Raw genomic sequence first — 18,979 nt, 5'->3', positions numbered from 1 at the left:
ACTCTCACCGATGCAGGACGGCATCCTGTTCCACCACATGCTGGCAAAAGAAGGTGACCCTTATTTGCTGGTGGCCCAGATGGCATTTGCTGATCGTGAAACATTGGAGCGGTACCTAGGTGCCGTTCAACAGGTTATAGACCGCCACGACATTTTGCGTACCGCTTTTGTTTGGGAAGGGTTGTCTCGCACGGCACAAGTTGTCTGGCGACAGGCGCCGCTTTCTGTCACTGATGTTTTTCTCGATTCGGCGGATGGCCCCATTACCGAACAGCTTTCCCGGCGCTTTGATTCATGCCGGCACCGAATTGACCTGACCCAAGCACCGGTGCTGCGCTTTATCGTTGCCCATGATCCTGTCGCAGACCGCTTTGTTCTGATGCAACTGCAGCATCACTTGATTGACGACGCTTCTTCATTGCAGTTTTTTTACAACGAAGTTCAGGCTTTCCTTGCCGATCGCGGTGAGAAACTGCCGTCGCCTCAACCGTTCCGCAACCTGATTGCTCAGGTGCGTTTCGGCAAGAGCGTGGAGGGACATGAACGTTTCTTCAAATCAATGCTGGCTGACATACAAGAGCCGACGCTGCCCTTTGGATTGGCGGAAGTGCATCTGGACGGCGCACAGGTGGGTCAGACTCACCGCATGGTTTCGGCGGAACTCAATGATCGGCTGCGGGCGCAGGCGAGGCGCTTGAATGTGAGTCTCGCAAGCCTGTGCCACGTTGCCTTTGCTCAGGTATTGGCACGCACCAGCGGCCAGGAGAAGGTCGTGTTCGGTACGGTGCTGTTTGGGCGCATGCAAGCGGGCCATGGATCAGATCGAGCCATGGGCATGTTCATCAACACGCTACCGATCCGCTTTGACTCAGGCGGCATTGATACAGCCGAGAGTGTCCAGCAGGCTCATGCCCGACTGGCTGAGTTGCTCGCCCACGAGCATGCCTCGCTCACTCTTGCGCAAAGGTGCAGTGGGGTCGCCACCGGTACGCCATTGTTTAGCGCATTGCTCAACTATCGCCACAATGATCCGGCTGGTGAGGACAACATTGTCCAGACCATGGGGGAAATGCCTGGCGTCGAGTTCTTGAGTGAACAAGAGCGGACCAATTATCCGTTCACATTGTCCGTGGAGGATTTCAGTCACTCTCTGGGGTTAACGACCCAAGTCGTCACTCCATTCGATTCCGATCGCGTGTGTGCCTATATGGAGCAGGCGCTGGACAGTCTGGCGCAGACCCTGGAACGCTCGACGCACCGCCCGGTTCGACAGCTGGACATTCTGCCTGCGTCTGAGCGTACATTGCTGCTCAAGACGTTGAACACGACGGATGCACCCTGCCCGGATCATTTGTGCATTCATCATTTATTTGAGGCGCAGGTTGCGCGCAGTCCAGAGGCGACGGCACTGATCTTTGAGGGGGAGGCGTTCAGTTACGGTGAGCTCAATGCCAGGGCAAACCGACTGGCACACCGGCTGATCGAACTGGGCGTTGGGCCAGACCAGCGGGTGGCAATCTGTGTCGAGCGCTCTGCGGCCATGGTTGTTGGCCTTATGGCAATCCTGAAGGCGGGTAGCGCCTATGTGCCGCTTGATCCCACCTATCCGGGAGACCGACTGACTTACATTCTTGCCGATACGGCTCCGGCCCTGGTGCTGGCCGATGGGGCCGGTCGACAAGTGCTGGGTGAGGCGTTGCAGACTCATATTGTGCTTGATCCCAACGAATCCCGGGCAGAGGTGTTGACGGAGGCTGATGCCAATTTCCAGGTTCCCGGCCTTACACCCCGCAACCTCGCTTATATCATCTACACCTCGGGTTCAACCGGACAGCCCAAGGGCGTCATGATCGAACATCGTGGATTGATTGCATCGACACTGGCAAGAACCACGGTCTATAAGCCGGGATCCAATGTGGTGTTTTTACTATTGTCATCGATGGCATTTGACAGTTCCGTGGCAGGCATCTTTGGAACGTTAACAACCGGTGGTGCATTGTGTTTGCCAGGCAGCAAAGCAGTCATAGATCCACAAATTATCAGCAGTCTTTTGATTGAAAACAGCGTCACGTCGGTGCTGCTTGTGCCGTCTCTCGCAAGACTGGTTCTGCCGCAAGTCGCCCAGCTCGGATATGGAAAACTCCGTCAGGTGATCGTGGCGGGTGAATTGTGTCCTGCGAAGCTGATTCAGGAAGTGACTTCAGCATTTACTGCCGTTGAATTATTCAATGAGTATGGCCCGACGGAAGCGACAGTCTGGGCTGCGGTCCATCGCTGTTCGTCTGATGATGTTGATCCTGTTCCGATAGGCCGTCCGATTTCAAACACCTGCATTTACCTTCTGGACGCGCATGGCGAGCCTGTTCCGATGGGGGCGGTGGGTGAGATGTATATCGGCGGGATCGGTGTTGCACGTGGATATCTCAACCTCCCCGAACTAACGGACGAGTGTTTCTTGCTCGATCATTTTGCAGGCAAGCCTGGCGCGCGTATGTATAAAACGGGGGACTTGGCCCGTTATCTGGCGAACGGAAACCTGGTGTTCCTGGGCCGCAATGACGACCAGGTCAAGATACGGGGCATGCGGATTGAGCCGGGCGAAATCGCGGCCAGATTGACCGAGCATCCCTCCATCAGCGAGGCGGTTGTGGAGGTGCAAGGCGTAGACACCGACAAGCGACTGGTTGCTTATGTGGTGGTTCAGCAAGAGGTCACGGAAAATGATACCTCTATATTCAAGGCCGACTCCGAGTCGGATTTACCGCTTGCAGGACAACTGCGTGATTATCTGAGTGAACGTTTACCCGACTCCATGGTGCCGTCTGCCTTTGTGCGAATGGAAAGCTTGCCGTTGACACCTAACGGCAAGCTTGATCGGCGGGCGTTGCCTGTTCCTGAGGGGGAGGCGTTTGCCCATGCGGCCTATGAGGCACCACAAGGTGAGACTGAGACTATCCTGGCAGCGCTTTGGTCAGAGTTGCTCGGAGTTGAGCAGGTGGGTCGCCACGACAACTTCTTCGCCCTTGGCGGCCATTCGCTCATGGCCGTCCAGCTGATGCAAAAAATCAGGAGTTATGGTTTGGAGTGTTCGCTGAGCGACATTTTTGAACACCCGCGTATGGCTAACCTTGCCTTTCAAATCGCACAGTCTCCGTTGCTTAATCGGCATGTCGGAGTGATCACGGTGCGCAGTGGCGGGACTGAGTCACCGGTCTTTTTTGTTCCTTCGGGATTAGCTGATTATTCGTATGCGATTTCTCTGGCACAACAAATCCGGGTGAGTTGCCCGATCCATGTGTTGCCGTGGTCGGCCATTGGCGAACCTTTTCCTCACTCAATGGAGGTTATGGCCGAAAGAATGGTACCGCTCATCCAGGCGATTCAGCCTGAAGGGCCCTATCGAATTGCGGGGTATTCTTCTGGAGGGATCCTTGCTTACGCCATCGCTCATGCGCTTATGTGCAAAGATGCCAGCATTGAGTTTTTAGGGTTTATTGATGTTCCGGCGCCGCATAAGTTGCTTTATAAGAATCAAGATATAAATCACTACTTTATTGAGCATGTTAAGGCCGTGGCTTCCGAGGCGGAGAGTCATGAATTCGATATATTAAGTGAGAGTGACGAGTTTGGTGAGCTGATAAAAAAAGCCCAAGATCTGAAAGGTTATGATTTAAAGGCAGGTGTCTCACTGGAAACAGTCAAATGGCAAGCCATTTATCAATTTTCACAAATTGCCGGCGCCTATAAGCCATTACCATTAGCGATCAATCTCTATCATTTTTACGCTGCGGATCGTGAGCCTGCCAGCCTGACTCAGGTTGATATGGTAGACGGATGGAGAGAACGATTACCTGATTTGGCTATTCGTTCTATTTCTGTTCCGGGCGGGCATCTGTCCATGATGGCTGATGCCAGTAATCGCAAGCACTTAGCTGAAGCATTTAATCGAGCACTTTTTCAAGGATGATTGAGCGTTAGCTTTACAGACACCACTAACCGGCATGCAAGTGGGGCTGTTGCAAATTTTGTAACTACCCACTTGTATGCTTGCTCAAATGGACATTTCTGTCGCCGGTAAACCGCACCCAATTACCTACGTCACGAGTAGGGGGATACGGAACAGCGTCGAATCATAAACTGGAGACTTCATGGCTAATCCCTATCGCGAGCTTCTGGCAACACCCGGCGTCATGGGGTTAGTCATCGCGAGCTCCATTGCCCGTTTGCCACAGGCAATGATCGGTATCGGCATCATTACTATGTTGGTGCAGCAAACGGGCCTTTATTGGCTGGCTGGCGCGGTCGCAGGTACATTTACATTGGCGAATGCGCTGATCGGCCCGCGAATATCGAAACTCGTTGACCAGCGAGGTCAGAGCCGGGTTCTGCCCTTTGTGACTGCCTTCAGCATTGGCATGTTGCTGGCGTTGATACTTGCTGTCTATTTGAGGGCGCCGGCCCTACTGCTTTTTATTCTTGCGGCACTGGCAGGGGCAATGCCCAGCATGCCCGCCATGATAAGGGCGCGCTGGACACAGCTTTTCCGTGGAAAACCGCAACTACATACGGCCTTTTCCCTGGACACTGTTCTGACTGAACTGGCTTTCATTATTGGGCCACCGCTCACCATTGGTCTGAGTACCAGCTTCTTCGCCGAAGCCGGACCTCTGGTTGCCGTGTTGATGCTGGTGATCGGCGTGACTGCTTTTCTGCTTCAACGACACACAGAACCGAAAATCGTCGTGGGCAGCAGGAGAAACGCACATTCGACATTACTTATCCCTGGCGTTCGCACCATCGTTCTGGCACTTCTAGCGATGGGCGTGATTGGAGGATCAATCGATGTGGCTGTTGTTGCTTTTGCGAACGCACAAGGCTGGCCTACGTCCGCCAGCTTCATCCTGGCAGCGTATGCGCTCGGCTCAATGATCGCGGGCCTGACGTTCGGTGCATTAAGGATTTCCTTATCAATTGAAAAGCAGTTCTTCATTGGCGTACTGATAACAGCATTAACAGCCGTATTGCCTATTCTTTCACCGGACGTCTACATTCTTTCGGGGATGCTATTTGTGGCAGGTATGTCATTTGCGCCAACGATGGTCGTTGTCATGAATCTCGGTACCATTATTATTCCACCGTCCAGGATCACCGAAGGACTGACGTGGATGACAACCGGTATCAGTATCGGCGTAGCGCTCGGTGGAATAGTTTCGGGCCTGATTATCGATGCTTATGGTGCACGAGCAGGGTTCGGTGTAGCCATTGCCGCAGGGCTCATAATGGTGGCAGTCGTGCTAATTGGTCTGCGTACACTGAGTGCCGCGTCAGCGACAATCGTTGAGCCGGCCTTTCAGTAATTGACACTCAGGTTTGGATATAAATGGACGTAGCGGCTGGAGTATTCAACTTAGCTATGGCAACGGTTAATACGCCTATTGTGAATTGTCCCCTCATTCGATCTGCCGCAACCGCTTGTAAAGCGTATTGCGGCTCACCCTAAGCCGACGCGCCAAGTGCGAAATATTCCCCCCCAGCCGCCCGCAATTGCCGATTCAAATCCTCTACATCATTCAAATCCACCTCCAACGCCTGCGGCGAATCCACCGGCTCCATCTCCAGATCGACAAAAAAATCATCCGGCAAATGTTCCGGTCGCACCGGTTGTTCCTCCGCCATGGCCAGCGCCACCTGCATCACGCTGCTGACCTGACGCAAATTCCCCGGCCACGGGTGGCGGCCGAACAACTCCAAAACTTCCCGGCTCAACCCGGCCCATTGCGTCGGTTCGCGATGTTGCTCCCACAGCCGCTTGAACAGTGCTTCCTTGTCACTGCGTTCCCTTAGCGGCGGCAGCTCCAGGGTCAGGCCGCCAATGCGGTAATACAGGTCTTCACGAAAGCGGCCGAGCTGCACCTGTTCACGCAACGCACGGTTGGTGGCCGAAATAATCCGGATATCGACCGGGAACAGTTCGCTGCTGCCCACTGGTTGCACGCAGCGCTCCTGCAAAACCCTCAACAACCGGGCTTGAGTCGGCAACGGCATATCGCCGATTTCATCGAGGAAGAGGGTGCCTTTGTCGGCCTTGCGAATAAGCCCGATGCTGCCTTTCTGATTGGCACCGGTGAATGCACCTTTCTCGTAGCCAAAGAGCTCTGATTCCACCAGTTCGGCGGGGATCGCCGCACAATTGACGGCAATGAACGGTTGTTTGCTGCGCGAACTGGCCTGGTGCAGGGCTTTGACGAAAACTTCCTTGCCGACCCCGGTTTCGCCGTGGATCAACAGCGGAATGTCTTTCTCCAGCAGGCGTTCCGCCTGACGCACAGCCTTTTCCACGCGGCTGTCACCGAAATGCAGGGTGTTGAGGCTGATGGCTTCGGGCGCCGCCACCACCGGCTCGGCGCTCTTGGGTTCAGAAAACAGTCGAGGTTGTATGGGCACTTGTTTCGGCCGCTTCAACAGGCACTGAAAGCGGTTGCGGCCGGAGGCTTGCAGGGCAAACGGCAGGCCGTCGGGTTGGTTCAGCAGTTCCAGCAACGAGACCTTGAACAGGCTTTCGATGCTGACCCGCGACAGGCTGATGCCTAACAGATTGTCGGCCCGGCGGTTCGCCGACAGCACCTGGCCGCTCTCATCAAAAATTAGCAAACCGGCCCATTGGCTGTCGAGGTTGTTTAGCCCGGTGTTGAAGGTCAGTTGAAAATGCTGGCCATGGAACAGGTTGAGGATCAGCCGGTTTTCCACGGTCTGGCTCATCATCTTGACCATGCCCAGGGTGTGCGATGGCGGCAGGTAGCTGTCGCTGGACACGTCCAGCACTGCGATCACCTTGCGCTCGGCATCGAAAATCGGTGCGGCGGAACCGGTCATGAAGCGGTTGGCTTTCAAAAAGTGTTCATCGTGTTCAATGTGCACCGCCTGCTCACAGGCCAGGGCGGTGCCGATGGCGTTAGTGCCGCTGCAACGCTCCATCCAGCTGGCGCCGGCGCTGAAACCACGGGCCAGGGTCGGCTCGATAAAGCGCTGAGTGCCCCACGACGTCAGCACCTGGCCCTGATTATCGGCAAGCATGATCAGGCAGTTGGAATTGCTCAGGATGTTTTCGTAATACGGCAGCACTTCCTGATGCGTGGTTTGCACCAATGAATGCTGGCTCTCCAGCAACTGCGCAATGCCTTCGGCCGGCAGTTGATCAAACGCCGGAGCGCTTTGGTGATTGAGGCCGAACGCGCGGCAACGGGACCAGGAGTCCTGAATGATGGCGTCGTGGGAGAGCGGCGTGGCGGGTGCGGCCATGGCTGTCGATCTCTAAGCATTTATTGTTTTTGTTTTGGGTAAACGCAATCTGCACGCATCTCGACATACCGCCGAACGCGATTTTGTAGCAGCTGGCGAAGCCTGCGTCCGGCGACGCAGTCGTCGTAAAACCTGTATTCGCGGTCTTTCTTATACACCGCGACACCTGGTCTAACGACGACTGCGTCGCCGGACGCAGCCTTCGGCAGCTGCTACAAGGTTGTGCGTAATTCGGAAATTTTCGCAGTAAAACTGTTTGTAGAGTGTTGTTCACTATTGTTCATTGTCAACCGGCGGATTGTTCAGTTGTTCAGTCCAGGTTGTTCATTTGTGTTCAGCAACGAAAGCGATGACGCCGTCCATTCGAGGATTTTCAAGCCAGATCAATGGCTTGTGATTTTTGGCACGAAAGTCGCTCTGTAGCTCCGGTCGCTTGACTCCAAATAATAAAAAAGGCCGAGCCATGTCATTAACCCTGGAGCACGTCAGCCGCACCGTCGAGGGCCAGACCTGGATCGATGATGCGTGCCTTAGTTTTGAACCCGGTTCCTTCAACGTTTTGCTTGGGCGAACACTGTCCGGCAAAACCAGCCTGATGCGCTTGATGGCAGGGCTGGACAAGCCCGACAGCGGCCGCATCCTGATGAACGGCGTCGACGTCACCCAGCGCCCGGTGCGCTTGCGCAATGTGTCGATGGTCTATCAGCAATTCATCAACTATCCGACCATGACGGTGTTCGAGAACATTGCTTCGCCGTTGCGCCAGGGCGGTGTTTCCAACGAACTGATCCAGAGCAAAGTGCTGGAAACCGCGAAGATGCTGCGCATCGAGAAGTTCCTCCAGCGCCATCCTCTCGAACTGTCCGGCGGCCAGCAACAGCGCACGGCCATGGCACGGGCGCTGGTCAAGGATGCCGAACTGATTCTGTTCGACGAACCGCTGGTCAACCTTGATTACAAGCTGCGCGAAGAGCTGCGCCAGGAAATGCGCGAGCTGTTCAAGGCGCGGCACACCATCGCCATTTACGCCACCACCGAACCCAACGAAGCCCTGGCGCTGGGCGGCACCACGACCATTCTTCACGAAGGCCGGGTGATCCAGAGTGGCAAGTCTTCCGAGGTCTATCACCAGCCGCAAACGGTGCTGGCGGCCGAGCTGTTCTCCGAGCCGCCGATCAACCTGATGCCCGGCCGGATTGCCGGCAACGAAGTGAGCTTTGCCAACTTCGTGCACTTCCCGTTGAACGTGGATTTGCGCCCGGTGGGCGAGGGCGAGTTCCGCTTTGGCGTGCGGCCCAGCCATATCTCGTTGGTGCCGAGCAATGACGATGACCTGGAGCTGGCCGTGACCGTCGAGGTCGCCGAGATCAGCGGTTCGGAAACCTTCCTCCACGTGCGCAACGAGCATTTCCTGCTGGTGCTGCACTTGCCGGGCGTTCATGAATACGACGTCGATGCGCCGATTCGCATCTATATCCCCACCCACAAACTGTTTGTGTTCGATGCGCAGGGGCGATTGGTCCAGGCGCCCGGTCGCCGTATCGCGAGGGTTGCCTGATGGCCGAAATTCGTTTGCAAAACCTCGCCCACAGCTACACCCGCACGCCAACCGGCCCTGAGGATTACGCCATCCGCGAGATGGACCACATTTGGGAGCAGGGTGGTGCCTACGCGTTGCTCGGGCCTTCGGGTTGCGGCAAATCCACCTTGCTCAACATCATTTCCGGATTGCTCAGCCCGTCTCAGGGGCATGTGTTGTTCGACGGCAAAGCGGTCAACGACCTGACCCCCGAGAAGCGCAACATCGCCCAGGTTTTCCAGTTTCCGGTGGTCTACGACACCATGACGGTGTTCGATAACCTGGCATTTCCGCTGCGCAACCAAGGCATGGCCGAGGCAAGAATTCACAGCAAGGTGCAGGAAATTGCCGAGGTGCTGGACCTTCAGGCGCTGCTGAGCAAGAAGGCCAGCAACCTCACCGCCGACGAGAAACAGAAAGTCTCCATGGGCCGTGGGCTGGTACGCGACGACGTCTCGGCCATCCTGTTCGATGAACCACTGACGGTGATCGATCCGCACTTGAAGTGGAAGCTGCGGCGCAAGCTCAAGCAGATTCACGAGCAGTTCAACATCACGATGGTCTACGTGACCCACGATCAACTGGAGGCCTCGACCTTCGCCGACAAAATTGCGGTGATGTACGGCGGGCAGATCGTGCAGTTCGGTACGCCGCGAGAATTGTTCGAACGCCCAAGCCACACCTTTGTCGGCTATTTCATCGGCAGCCCGGGGATGAACCTGATTGAGGTCACGCCGCAGGCCGGGGGCGTGGGGTTCGCTTCGACGCATCTGCCGCTGTCCGAGGCGCAGCAAAAACGCATCGCCGAATCCGAGTGGAAAACCTTGAAAGTCGGTATCCGTCCGGAGTTTGTGCATGTGTGGGAAGAGCCCTTTGATGACGCGATGAGGGCTCAAGTCGTACACATCGAAGACCTTGGCACCTACAAGATCCTGACCCTGAACCTCGACGGCGCCCCATTGAAAGTGCGCCTGGCCGAAGACAAGCCGGTGCCGGAAGGCACGGCGTACATCAGTTTTCCGGCGCAGTGGTTGATGGTGTATGCCGATGAATACTTGCTGGAGACACAGCCATGAACAAGGTGCAAAACAACAAGGCCTGGTGGCTGGTGTTGCCGGTGTTCCTGCTGGTGGCCTTCAGTGCGGTGGTCCCGATGATGACGGTGGTCAACTATTCGGTGCAGGACATTTTCGACCAGTCCAGCCGCTACTTCGTCGGCGCCGACTGGTACAAACAAGTGCTGCTCGATCCGCGCCTGCATGACTCGCTGCTGCGCCAGTTCATCTACTCCGCCTGCGTATTGCTGATCGAAATTCCGCTGGGCATCGCCATCGCACTGACCATGCCCACCAAGGGACGCTGGTCGTCGCTGGTGCTGATCGTCCTGGCCATTCCGTTGCTGATTCCGTGGAACGTAGTCGGCACGATCTGGCAGATTTTCGGTCGAGCCGATATCGGCCTGCTTGGGTCGAGCCTCAATGCCATGGGCATCAGCTACAACTATGCGGCGAACACCATGGACGCCTGGGTCACGGTGCTGGTGATGGACGTCTGGCACTGGACGTCGCTCGTGGCGCTGTTGTGTTTCTCCGGGTTACGGGCGATTCCGGACGTGTATTACCAGGCCGCGCGGATTGACCGAGCGTCCGCCTGGGCGGTGTTCCGCCACATCCAGTTACCCAAGCTCAAAAGCGTGCTGTTGATCGCGGTGATGCTGCGGTTCATGGACAGTTTCATGATCTACACCGAGCCGTTTGTGTTGACCGGTGGCGGCCCGGGGAATGCGACGACGTTCTTGAGTCAGACGCTGACCCAGATGGCGATTGGGCAATTCGACCTGGGGCCGGCAGCGGCATTCTCGCTGGTGTACTTCCTGATCATCCTGTTGGTGTCCTGGCTGTTCTACACCGCCATGACTCACTCTGACGCCAACCGCTGAGGCCCGCCATGAGTAAAAGAAAGCTCATCCCGTTGCTGATCTACATCCTGTTCCTGCTGGTGCCGATCTACTGGCTGCTGAACATGTCCTTCAAGAGCAACACCGAAATCCTCGGTGGCCTGACGCTGTTTCCCCAGGATTTCACTTTCCACAACTACAAGGTGATCTTCACCGATCCGGCCTGGTACACCGGTTACCTCAACTCGCTGTATTACGTGAGCCTGAACACGGTGATCTCCCTGAGCGTGGCGTTGCCGGCGGCGTATGCGTTTTCACGCTACCGTTTCCTGGGCGACAAGCACCTGTTCTTTTGGCTGCTGACCAACCGCATGGCGCCACCCGCCGTATTCCTGTTGCCGTTCTTCCAGCTGTATTCCTCGATCGGGTTGTTCGACACCCACATCGCCGTGGCACTGGCTCACTGCCTGTTTAACGTACCGCTGGCGGTGTGGATTCTTGAAGGCTTCATGTCCGGCGTTCCCAAGGAAATCGACGAAACCGCCTACATCGATGGCTACAGTTTTCCCAAGTTCTTCGTCAAGATTTTCATCCCGCTGATCGGTTCCGGCATCGGTGTCACGGCGTTTTTCTGCTTCATGTTTTCCTGGGTTGAACTGCTCTTGGCGCGCACGCTGACGTCGGTCAACGCCAAGCCGATTGCCGCGGTGATGACCCGCACGGTCTCGGCATCCGGCATCGATTGGGGCGTGCTGGCAGCGGCGGGGGTGTTGACCATTCTGCCGGGCATGCTGGTGATCTGGTTTGTTCGCAACCACGTGGCCAAGGGCTTTGCCCTGGGTCGGGTATGAGGAGCTGATGATGGAATGGATGAGTTGGACCGGTCCCACGGCGGCGTTCTTCTGTGTCATTGCCCTGATCCTGGTGGGCATGACGACCTGGGAGTTGCGCTCGCCGAGCATTCTCAAACGAGGTTTCTTGCCGATTGCCACCACCCGTGGCGATCGGCTGTTTATCGGTCTTCTCGGCAGCGCCTACCTGCATTTGCTGGTAATTGGCGTCACCGACTGGAGCATCTGGGTAGCGTCCGCGTTGTCCCTGGTGTGGCTGTTGGCTGTGATGCGTTGGGGCTAGTCGAATCGCTCGGCAATGTTGCTCCGAAAATCAAACAGGAGGTCTCTATGTTCGACAAAAACAATAAGCTGCGACATAGCATTTCATTGGCAGCCATGCTGGCACTCAGTGGGTTGAGCGCTTCGGCCTGGGCCGACGCCTATGAAGACGCTGCGAAGAAATGGATTGGCGACGAGTTCAAACCGTCCACCCTGACGGCCGATCAGCAACTCGCGGAGTTGAAGTGGTTCATCAAGGCCGCCGAGCCGTTTCGCGGGATGGACATCAAGGTCGTCTCGGAAACCCTGACCACTCACGAATACGAGTCCAAAGTGTTGGCCAAGGCCTTCACCGAGATCACCGGGATCAAAGTCACCCACGACCTGCTGCAAGAAGGCGACGTGGTGGAGAAGCTGCAGACGGTGATGCAGTCGGACAAGAGCATTTATGACGGCTGGGTCAACGACTCGGACCTGATCGGTACGCATTTTCGCTACGGCAAGACTGAAGCGATCACCGACCTGATGGCGAACGAAGGCAAGAACTTCACGTCGCCGACGCTGGACCTCAAGGACTTCATTGGCACGTCTTTCACCACGGCCCCGGACGGCAAGCTCTACCAACTGCCCGACCAGCAGTTCGCCAACCTCTATTGGTTCCGCGCCGACTGGTTCGAGCGGCCGGAGCTGAAAGCCAAGTTCAAGGAGAAATACGGCTACGAGTTGGGCGTACCGGTGAACTGGTCGGCGTATGAAGACATCGCCAAATTCTTCAGCGAAGACGTCAAGGAAATCGACGGCAAGCGCGTCTATGGGCACATGGACTACGGCAAGAAAGACCCGTCCCTGGGCTGGCGTTTCACCGACGCCTGGTTCTCCATGGCCGGTGGCGGCGACAAGGGCCTGCCCAACGGTTTGCCGGTGGACGAGTGGGGCATTCGTGTCGAGGATTGCCATCCGGTGGGTTCCAGCGTGACGCGTGGTGGCGACACCAACGGTCCGGCAGCGGTGTTCGCCACCACCAAGTATGTGGACTGGCTGAAAAAGTACGCGCCACCGGAAGCCGCCGGGATGACCTTCTCCGAATCCGGCCCGGTCCCATCCCAAGGCAACATCGCCCAGCAGATCTTCTGGTACACCGCCTTTACCGCCGACATGACCAAGCCAGGCCTGCCAGTGGTGAACGCCGATGGCACGCCGAAATGGCGCATGGCGCCGTCGCCGCGCGGCCCGTACTGGGAAGAGGGCATGAAACTGGGTTATCAGGACGTGGGTTCGTGGACATTCATGAAGTCCACGCCTGAGAAACAGAAACTCGCTGCCTGGCTCTATGCGCAGTTCGTGACGTCGAAAACCGTGTCGCTGAAGAAAACCATCGTTGGCCTGACGCCGATCCGCGAATCGGACATCAACTCGCAAGCGATGACCGACCTGGCACCGAAACTCGGTGGTCTGGTCGAGTTCTACCGCAGCCCGGCCCGTGTGCAATGGACCCCGACCGGGACCAACGTGCCGGACTATCCGCGCCTGGCGCAACTGTGGTGGAGCCACATCGCCGAAGCCGCCAGTGGCGACAAAACCCCGCAAGAAGCCCTGGATGGCCTGGCCAAGGATCAGGACGCCATCATGACCCGTCTGGAACGTTCCAAGGCGCAGCTCACCTGCGCACCGAAAATGAACCCGGAGCGCGATGCACAGTACTGGTTCGACCAACCGGGCGCACCGAAACCGAAACTGGCGAACGAGAAGCCGAAAAGGGGAGACCGTGAGCTACAACGAACTGCTGAAATCGTGGGCGGATGCGCGTAAGTAAGCTGTTGTGAAATGCAAACGGCACCGAAAGGTGCCGTTTTTTTGTTTGGGTCTGTTCCACCGTCTTCGCGGGCAAGCCCGCTCCCACAGGTTTCAGTGGTGTTCACACATTCCACGGACGACGGTGATCACTGTGGGAGCGGGCTTGCCCGCGAATGCGGTGGTTCGGGCAGCGAAAATCTCAAGTCTGATACCTCAGAGAGCTACACCCTTAACCGCAGGAAACCCCAGCTGAAACACCGTCATTCCCCCGGGCAAGCTCTTCACCTGTGCCACCCCCTGATGCAGGCTCATGATCGACCGCACAATGGCCAGCCCCAGTCCGGTGCTGCCCTGTGAACGCGAACGGCTGCTGTCGACCCGGTAGAAACGGTCAAACAGATGCGGCAGATGCTGCGCGTCGATTCCGGTGCCGGGGTTGCTGACCAGCAGCGAAGCCTGTGTCGTGTCTTGTTCAATCAGCAACGAAACCGTTTTCCCGGCGGGGCAGTGGCGCAGGGCATTGGACAGCAGGTTCGAGATCGCCCGTTGAATCATCAATCGATCGCCCATCACCTGGGCACTGCCGCTTACGTTCAATTTGATCTGCTTGTCCTGCGCCGACAGGGAAAACAACTCGGCGACTTTCCACGCTTCATCTTCCAGTGCAATCGACTCGAACGGTGCGAGCGCCGACGGATGATTGGCCTGCGCCAGAAACAGCATGTCGGAAACAATCCGTGCGACGCGCTCCAGCTCTTCGGTGCACGACACCAGAACGTTTTTGTACTCCAGCGTCGTGCGCTCCCGAGACAGCGTCACCTGTGCCTTGCCCATCAGGTTGTTGATCGGCGTGCGCAATTCGTGAGCCAGATCATCGGAGAACTGCGACAACTGCTGCACGCCGTTGTCGAGGCGGTGCAGCATGAAATTGATGCCGTGTGCCAGTTCACTGAGTTCCTGTGGCATGTTCACCACCGAGAGTCGATGGTCGAGGTCCTGTGTCGAAACCATCGCCGCCACTTTGCGAAACTCGCGCATCGGCGCCAGACCTCGCTGCACCGCCACCCAGGCACTGAGACCGATGAACATCAGCAGCAACGGCAAAGCGATCAGCGTCGAGCGCAGATAAGCGCTGAGCAACGCCTGATCGTGAGCATTGTCCATCGACAACAATACCGGGACACGGGTGCCGTCCTTCAGGCGGATCATTTTGGAGGCCGTGAGGAATTTCGCCCCCTGTGCATCGGTGCTGGTGGAGTAAGACAGCTGATCGGTGGCCGCCCGCACGGCCTTCAGCTCAAGGCGCGGATCGGCCATGCCGGTGCCAGACTTCAACAGTGGGGAGCGCAGATTACTGCGCTCGTAAATGCTCAGCGTGAGGTTGTCATGTCCCATGACTTGATCGAGCAAGATATGCGGCTTCGAGTTGATATCGCCGGTATCGGCGTACAGCACCAGACTGTGTTCAACCTGCCGCATTTTCTTATCCAGACTGTCCCTGGCTAACGTGTTCAGTTCGTGGGTGAGGGCGACATATGCCAGGATCGCCAGGAACACCACCAGTACCGCCCCGAGCGTGCTGACCGTCAGAGCGAGGCGTAGCGACAGGCTTGCCGGCTTCATTCCCGCGCCTCCAGCACATAGCCGACACCGCGCAGGGTATGAATCAACTTGCTGTCGAACGGGTCATCTATTTTCGCCCGCAATCGCCGGATCGAGACTTCGACCACGTTGGTGTCGCAGTCGAAATTCATGTCCCACACCAGCGAAATGATCTGGGTGCGGGTGAGCACCTCACCGGACTGGCGCATCAGCAGATGCAGCAGGGCGAACTCCTTGGTGGTCAGGTCGATGCGCTGATCGGCGCGAAAGGCGCGGTGGCGCCCCGGATCGAGTTCCAGATCGGCGACTTTCAGCACCTGCGGCACCGGGATGTTCTCGCTACGGCGCATCAGGCTGCGCACCCGTGCCAGCAACTCGGGGAACTCGAACGGTTTGACCAGATAATCGTCGGCACCCAGATCCAGACCGCGAATCTTGTCGGCCAGTCGACCCCGCGCGGTGAGCATCATCACCCGGGTTGCGCGAGTACGCCGCAGTTGTTCAAGAACCCCCAGCCGTCCAGTTCGGGCAAGTTAACGTCCAGTATCACCAGGTCATAAACCTGTTGTTGGGCCAGATGCAGTCCATCGGCGCCCGTTGCCGCGAGGTCAACGATATACCCACTTTCCGTCAACCCCTGATGTAAGTACTCGGCAGTTTTAAGCTCGTCCTCGACGACAAGGATTCGCATGATCAGTCACCACTTTCATTGAATGAATGTTTGATTAAGGTGGCCGGGAAAGTTGTTTTTTTATAGGTGGTTCCGGACAGGCTTTGATAACGGTTAAAGATGTGGATTGCTGTTTTGCTTCGGCGGCTTCTCCGTTTGAAGGCGTACAAGGTAAAGGCTGTAGTAGCTACAGGGTCAACCGAAAGCCTTGGGTTTTAGCCTTGAAATTGGGGCTCTGCGTCGCCTTGTCGCAGTGGTTGCGGCTTAAAGTTCATCCGCTGCATGAGAACTGAATTCGGGCAAGTATTGTTCGGCGGATAACGACAGGGTATTTGTTTCTATGTATTGCTATGTCGGTGTTTGTTCTTTGCATGTTAGAGCAAAACAACTTGCCAGGGGTGTGAATAACGGATTTGTAATGTTTCAGTCACCTTGTCGATAAGCTCTAAACCCTACCGTGGCGGCATCGAAGATTCTTGATTTAAAGAAGGAAGTATTCAATTGCCCGGGTTTAAAGAACTGACGGCGCGATCACGCCTGAAAAAAACAGCACGCGTGGCGACGACCACCTGCTTTTTGTTGCTGGCCGGCCCGTGTCTGGCGGCTGTCTCGTCCGGCACGACATTAACCCTCGATGAGGCCCTGAAAACCGCGTTCGCCGGCAATCCCGAGTTGGCGGCCGCCCAGTGGGAGATCGGCATTGCCGAAGGGGATCGACAGCAGGCCGGTTTGATCCCCAACCCTGAAGTGTCGTGGGAGGCCGAAGACACGCGGCGTGAGTCGCGAACCACCACGGTGATGCTCAGCCAGCCGATTGAACTGGGCGGCAAGCGCGGCGCGCGGATCGATGTGGCCAGTCGTGCGCAAGACGCCGCCGGGATTGATCTGGAGAGCAAGCGAAATGCATTGCGAGCGGACGTGATCCAAGCGTTTTCCAGTGCGCAGATCGCGCAGCAGCAAGTGCAACTGTCCCGCCAGTCGCTGGAACTGGCCGAGCAGGGTTTGCGGGTGGCGCAGGGTCGCATTCAGGCGGGCAAATCATCGCCGGTCGAAGGCACCCGGGCGCACGTGCAATTGTCCGAAGTGCGACTGGAGCTGAGCCGGGCCGAGCGCGATCAGGCCAATGCCTATCAGCAATTGGCACAGGTCATGGGCGCACCATTGCCGACGTTGGTCAGTGTGCAAACAGCCGCTCAAGGCATGCCCGTCGTACCGCCGCCGACCCGGTTGCTCGAGCGGCTGAATGAAACCGCCGAATTGCGTCTGGCCAAATTGCAGATCGACCAGCGTGAAGCCTCATTGGCACTGGAGAAGACGCAGCGGATTCCCGATCTGACGGTGAGTGTCGGCAGCCAGTACAGCGAGCTGGAGCGCGAGCGAGTGAATGTCGTCGGGCTATCGATGCCGATTCCTCTGTTCAACCGCAATCAGGGCAACGTGTTGGCGGCGGCGCGGCGCACCGATCAGGCGCGGGATTTGCGCAATGCCACTGAGCTGCGGTTGCGCACGCAAATCCAGACCACGCTTGCGCAATGGCAGACCGCCAACGGCGAAGTCAAAGCGTTCAACCAAACCATCCTGCCCGCCGCGCAGAGTGCCGTCGACAGCGCCACGCGCGGTTTCGAAATGGGCAAGTTCGGCTTCCTCGACGTGCTCGACGCGCAGCGCACCCTGATTAGCGCCCGCACCCAATACATCCAGGCCGTTGCCGAAGCGACGGACGCGCGGGTGCGCATTGAACGCATTTTTGGCGATCTCGGCGCGCTCACCGTCAGCCCTTGAATTTCACCTTTTAGATAACTGCGCGATGGCCTGGCGCAGAGGAGTTTCCATGGATAAAAAATTGATCGTTGTCGCTGTAGCGACGTTGGCCCTGGGCATTGGTATTGGCTCGTCGTGGGTGGGCAATTCGCCCATTGACGCCCACGCCGATGAAGCGTTGGAGCATGCCGATCATGCCGAAGGTGAACCAGAAGAAGGGCACCTGAGCCTCAATGCTGAACAGATTGCGGCGGCGGGCATTCAATTGGCCGAAGCCCGCACGCAGACCATCAGCCTCGGCTTACCGTTCCCCGGTGAGGTGCGTTTCGATGAAGACCGCACGGCGCATTTGGTGCCTCGGGTGCCGGGGGTGGTCGAGTCGGTGCAGGTCAACCTGGGGCAGTCTGTGAAAAAGGGTCAGTTGCTGGCGGTGATCGCCAGTCAGCAAATCTCCGATCAACGCAGTGAACAGGCTGCGGCGCAACGACGCCTGACACTGGCGCGTACCACTTATGAGCGTGAGCGGCAGTTGTGGCAGGACAAAATCTCTCCCGAGCAGGATGTCCTCCAGGCGCGGCAGGCGCTGGAAGAGGCCGAAATCGCCCTGAGCAATGCCCGACAGAAAATCAGCGTACTGAGTGGCAGCGTTGTCGCCAGTGGCGGTAATCGTTATGAATTGCGAGCGCCCTTTGACGGCGTAGTGGTGGAAAAACACCTGACGCCGGGGGAGGTGGTCAACGAAACCAGCAACGCGTTCACGCTCTCGGACCTGTCCCGGGTGTGGGTGACGTTCGGCGTTTCACCCAAGGATCTGAACAAGGTGCAGGTGGGCAAACCGGTTTCCGTCAGCGCCCCGGAGCTGGAGGCCGAAGTCGCCGGCACCGTGGCGTACGTCGGCAGTTTGCTGGGTGAACAGACGCGCACCGCAACGGTTCGCGTCACGCTGGAAAACCCGCAAGGTTCGTGGCGTCCCGGGCTGTTTGTGACGGCGTTGGTCGCTACCGACAGCCGGCAAGCCAAGGTCGCTGTACCTGAAGCCGCGATCCAGACGGTCGAGGACAAACCCACGGTGTTCGTGCGCACCGCCGACGGCTTCAAGGCGCAGCCGGTGGAGCTCGGCAGTCGCGCGGCGGGTCAGGTGGAAATCACTCAGGGCTTGGAGTCGGGCATGCAAGTCGCCAGCACCGGCAGCTTCATTCTCAAGTCGGAATTGGGCAAAGCCTCGGCTGAGCACTCCCACTAAAGACGCTCACCGATCCGCCCCT

The 18,979-nt window shown here is 57.3% G+C and carries 10 protein-coding genes and 3 pseudogenes; 10 read left to right on the top strand and 3 right to left on the bottom strand.

Annotated elements, in window-relative coordinates; translation table 11 throughout:
* The first annotated feature begins 10 nt into the window (after window positions 1–10).
* Entirely contained in the window at window positions 11–3,967 is a 3,957-nt protein-coding gene (locus AB4N76_RS03065; RefSeq protein ID WP_460164666.1) for a non-ribosomal peptide synthetase, read from the top strand.
* 181 nt (window positions 3,968–4,148) lie between these two features.
* Window positions 4,149–5,357, top strand: coding sequence for an MFS transporter (locus tag AB4N76_RS03060; RefSeq protein WP_046032513.1), 1,209 nt, complete (start codon window positions 4,149–4,151; stop codon window positions 5,355–5,357).
* A 93-nt stretch (window positions 5,358–5,450) separates the two neighbouring features.
* Here AB4N76_RS03060 and AB4N76_RS03055 read toward each other — a convergent pair.
* Window positions 5,451–7,299 (bottom strand): annotated as a pseudogene (locus tag AB4N76_RS03055) (sigma-54-dependent Fis family transcriptional regulator).
* A gap of 463 nt (window positions 7,300–7,762) precedes the next feature.
* Between AB4N76_RS03055 and AB4N76_RS03050 the strand changes: the two are divergent.
* The 6 genes and pseudogenes from AB4N76_RS03050 (at window position 7,763) to AB4N76_RS03025 (ending at window position 13,700) form a co-directional block, all read left to right on the top strand.
* A complete protein-coding gene (locus tag AB4N76_RS03050) occupies window positions 7,763–8,857 on the top strand; it encodes an ABC transporter ATP-binding protein (protein WP_046032511.1) in 1,095 nt (364 codons plus the stop codon).
* A complete protein-coding gene (locus AB4N76_RS03045) occupies window positions 8,857–9,954 on the top strand; it encodes an ABC transporter ATP-binding protein (protein ID WP_046032510.1) in 1,098 nt (365 codons plus the stop codon). Before AB4N76_RS03050 ends, AB4N76_RS03045 begins: the two co-directional genes overlap by 1 nt.
* On the top strand, window positions 9,951–10,817 hold the full coding sequence (locus AB4N76_RS03040; RefSeq protein ID WP_046032509.1) for a carbohydrate ABC transporter permease: 867 nt from the start codon (window positions 9,951–9,953) through the stop codon (window positions 10,815–10,817). Before AB4N76_RS03045 ends, AB4N76_RS03040 begins: the two co-directional genes overlap by 4 nt.
* An 8-nt stretch (window positions 10,818–10,825) precedes the next feature.
* Window positions 10,826–11,626 (top strand): carbohydrate ABC transporter permease, encoded by an 801-nt coding sequence (locus AB4N76_RS03035; RefSeq protein ID WP_046032508.1) that lies wholly within the window; start codon window positions 10,826–10,828, stop codon window positions 11,624–11,626.
* A gap of 10 nt (window positions 11,627–11,636) precedes the next feature.
* Window positions 11,637–11,909, top strand: coding sequence for a DUF2160 domain-containing protein (locus tag AB4N76_RS03030; RefSeq protein ID WP_046032507.1), 273 nt, complete (start codon window positions 11,637–11,639; stop codon window positions 11,907–11,909).
* A 47-nt stretch (window positions 11,910–11,956) separates the two neighbouring features.
* Window positions 11,957–13,700, top strand: a pseudogene (locus AB4N76_RS03025) (ABC transporter substrate-binding protein).
* A gap of 194 nt (window positions 13,701–13,894) precedes the next feature.
* Here the strand turns inward: AB4N76_RS03025 and AB4N76_RS03020 are convergent.
* Entirely contained in the window at window positions 13,895–15,304 is a 1,410-nt protein-coding gene (locus tag AB4N76_RS03020; protein ID WP_077431868.1) for a heavy metal sensor histidine kinase, read from the bottom strand.
* Window positions 15,301–15,974: pseudogene (locus AB4N76_RS03015) on the bottom strand (heavy metal response regulator transcription factor). Before AB4N76_RS03015 ends, AB4N76_RS03020 begins: the two are co-directional and overlap by 4 nt.
* Window positions 15,975–16,454: 480 nt before the next feature.
* Here AB4N76_RS03015 and AB4N76_RS03010 point away from each other — a divergent pair.
* Together AB4N76_RS03010 and AB4N76_RS03005 are read left to right on the top strand one after the other, a co-directional pair.
* Window positions 16,455–17,735, top strand: coding sequence for a TolC family protein (locus tag AB4N76_RS03010; protein WP_460164100.1), 1,281 nt, complete (start codon window positions 16,455–16,457; stop codon window positions 17,733–17,735).
* A 49-nt stretch (window positions 17,736–17,784) separates the two neighbouring features.
* Window positions 17,785–18,957: an efflux RND transporter periplasmic adaptor subunit gene (locus tag AB4N76_RS03005; RefSeq protein ID WP_046032502.1), complete on the top strand. Its 1,173-nt coding sequence runs from the start codon at window positions 17,785–17,787 to the stop codon at window positions 18,955–18,957.
* Window positions 18,958–18,979: the final 22 nt, after the last annotated feature.

It is taken from the genome of Pseudomonas sp. S2_F03 (genome assembly GCF_054668335.1).
The sequence above is the reverse complement of the archived record's forward strand: the minus strand, read 5'-3'. Positions and strand labels throughout refer to the sequence as shown.

What these genes read in the sequence shown, in the direction of transcription:
- AB4N76_RS03065 (WP_460164666.1), top strand. Translation starts at nt 11, where the DNA reads ATGCAGGACGGCATCCTGTTCCACCACATGCTGGCAAAAGAAGGTGAC.
- AB4N76_RS03060 (WP_046032513.1), top strand. Translation starts at nt 4,149, where the DNA reads ATGGCTAATCCCTATCGCGAGCTTCTGGCAACACCCGGCGTCATGGGG.
- AB4N76_RS03050 (WP_046032511.1), top strand. Translation starts at nt 7,763, where the DNA reads ATGTCATTAACCCTGGAGCACGTCAGCCGCACCGTCGAGGGCCAGACC.
- AB4N76_RS03045 (WP_046032510.1), top strand. Translation starts at nt 8,857, where the DNA reads ATGGCCGAAATTCGTTTGCAAAACCTCGCCCACAGCTACACCCGCACG.
- AB4N76_RS03040 (WP_046032509.1), top strand. Translation starts at nt 9,951, where the DNA reads ATGAACAAGGTGCAAAACAACAAGGCCTGGTGGCTGGTGTTGCCGGTG.
- AB4N76_RS03035 (WP_046032508.1), top strand. Translation starts at nt 10,826, where the DNA reads ATGAGTAAAAGAAAGCTCATCCCGTTGCTGATCTACATCCTGTTCCTG.
- AB4N76_RS03030 (WP_046032507.1), top strand. Translation starts at nt 11,637, where the DNA reads ATGGAATGGATGAGTTGGACCGGTCCCACGGCGGCGTTCTTCTGTGTC.
- AB4N76_RS03020 (WP_077431868.1), bottom strand. Translation starts at nt 15,304, where the DNA reads ATGAAGCCGGCAAGCCTGTCGCTACGCCTCGCTCTGACGGTCAGCACG.
- AB4N76_RS03005 (WP_046032502.1), top strand. Translation starts at nt 17,785, where the DNA reads ATGGATAAAAAATTGATCGTTGTCGCTGTAGCGACGTTGGCCCTGGGC.